The organism is Maribacter sp. (genome assembly GCF_049667165.1).
GTDB lineage: Bacteria > Bacteroidota > Bacteroidia > Flavobacteriales > Flavobacteriaceae > Maribacter_A.
The window spans coordinates 1-1,781 of record NZ_JBATHS010000323.1 but is presented as its reverse complement, the minus strand read 5'-3'; the positions used below and the strand labels follow the sequence as shown (position 1 = coordinate 1,781).

The window sequence follows — 1,781 nt, the reverse complement described above, 5'->3', positions numbered from 1 at the left end:
CATTCAACATTTCAGGTCCTGCGAGGCCCAGTTTTGCGGTTTGGTCACTAAAAGTACCATCCCCATTATTATGGTAAAATACATTCGGGCCATAGTTCAATAGGTAAAGGTCCTGAAACCCATCATTGTCCAGGTCCAGGGCCCCGGCGGCCATGCTCCAAGTTCGATTATCGACACCCGCCTTTTTCGAAATTTCGGTAAAAGTACCATTTCCATTATTCTTATAAAGTTTGTTGGGCGTATCCTTAAACACCTTGCCTTCAGGTTGGGAAATGCCTTCCAAGTAAGTTCCGTTCATAAGATACAGATCCATAAGGCCATCATTGTTGTAATCAAAAACTGTGATCCCAGAACCACTGCTTTCCAATATGTTTTCATAGGTTTTATCCCCAAAGGTGTATCTGAAATCAATACCTGCCTCCTTGGTTACTTCCTTGAGCTGAACACCCTTGTTTTGGGCGCCAAGTGCAAATGGGATACAGCCAAATATAATGAAGGCTACTACTTTTCCAATCTTATGTCTCATTGAAGGCTTTTTTGCTTGATTCCTTTGCGGTAACCTTCATCGGTTACAATCCTGGTGTTATATTCTGCATGGTATTCCTGTAGTTCAGGGGTGTTGGGGTAGATGTCTTTTTCCGAAGGAGGATAACTACCCATTCCATGGTACGGTAGGGGTAGTACTGAATTGCCGTGTGCCGTATTCAAATCGCCATCCTTTACCCAACCAACACTGTGTATCAAGAAATCCCTTGTCCATCCCTGCTGCAATTTCGGTAGCTTGTTTGCGTCGAACTTTATAGTGGTCTCATCCCCGGCATTTGAAACGATGTATTGATTGTCGGGATCGGTTAAGAGAGGCAACACATCCCCATAGCGGGTATAGTTGCCCGTAAGATCGCGCCATTTTGTGTTTAGGTCAACTTCATCATAATCGAACCAATGGGGGCCATATCGACCTCCTTTTTTATAGGTTCTCGAAAATCCACGATAGTGCAGGTCTGCAGCGATAGGGTTTAATGTCGTCGACCTTACGGGGACTCTTGGATTGTTCTTCGCCAAGAAGATTTCATCCCAATAGATTTCCATATTGGTCTGGATTCTTACCCGATGATCTTTACTTAAAAACCTGCCGGATAGGTCGGCGATTACGTTCTTATCTTTTCCCATGGGGAAACCAAGGTTTGCGATGACGGTTTCCCACTCCCCTTTTTCATTGATCACTTGAATGTTGGGGGGATGTACCTGTATCTCGTCGGATTGTGACAAGGCTACATTGATACTGGCATCCGTAGGGAATATCCATCCATTCAAGATCAAAAACACATTTTCGGTTGACTTCAATTCCCCGAAATCAAGAATCAGGTCATGCATTTCTGTGACCCCTTGATATTTATCGGGTTTAAAATTGGAAATGTACCTGTCATCTTTTTTCGTTATAAATGCGCGTAAATCGTTGCCTTTGTCATCGGTGGCGGAAAGGGGGTGTTGTTTTTGTTCGAATTGGAACAGTTCCAATCCCGGGAACGGGGGTGGCGAAAACTGTTCTGGCACGAAAACATCAACGGAATCCGGATGATCCACAACCACCAATTGCATCTGGTCCATGTAGATGGTTTCCCATAATTCAGATGTCATCTGTACCATATAGGCCCCCTCTTTCTCCTGCAACATTTCACCTGGTATTTTTATATAATCATCAGAGGCGTCGGCAAAAGCGTATTGCGCTTTCCCTCCCATGATTCCCAAGGGCATGCCCAATGCACTTCGCCATGTAATAT

Annotated in this window: 2 protein-coding genes; both read right to left on the bottom strand. The window is 44.4% G+C overall.

Translation table 11 applies throughout. The annotated features are described in order from the left end of the window. A partial coding sequence (locus WBM98_RS15000; RefSeq protein WP_424366839.1) for an FG-GAP repeat domain-containing protein occupies positions 1 to 526 on the bottom strand: 526 nt, incomplete at its 3' end. Beyond that, a partial coding sequence (locus WBM98_RS14995) for a hypothetical protein (RefSeq protein WP_424366838.1) occupies positions 523 to 1,781 on the bottom strand: 1,259 nt, incomplete at its 5' end. The genes WBM98_RS14995 and WBM98_RS15000, both read right to left, overlap by 4 nt.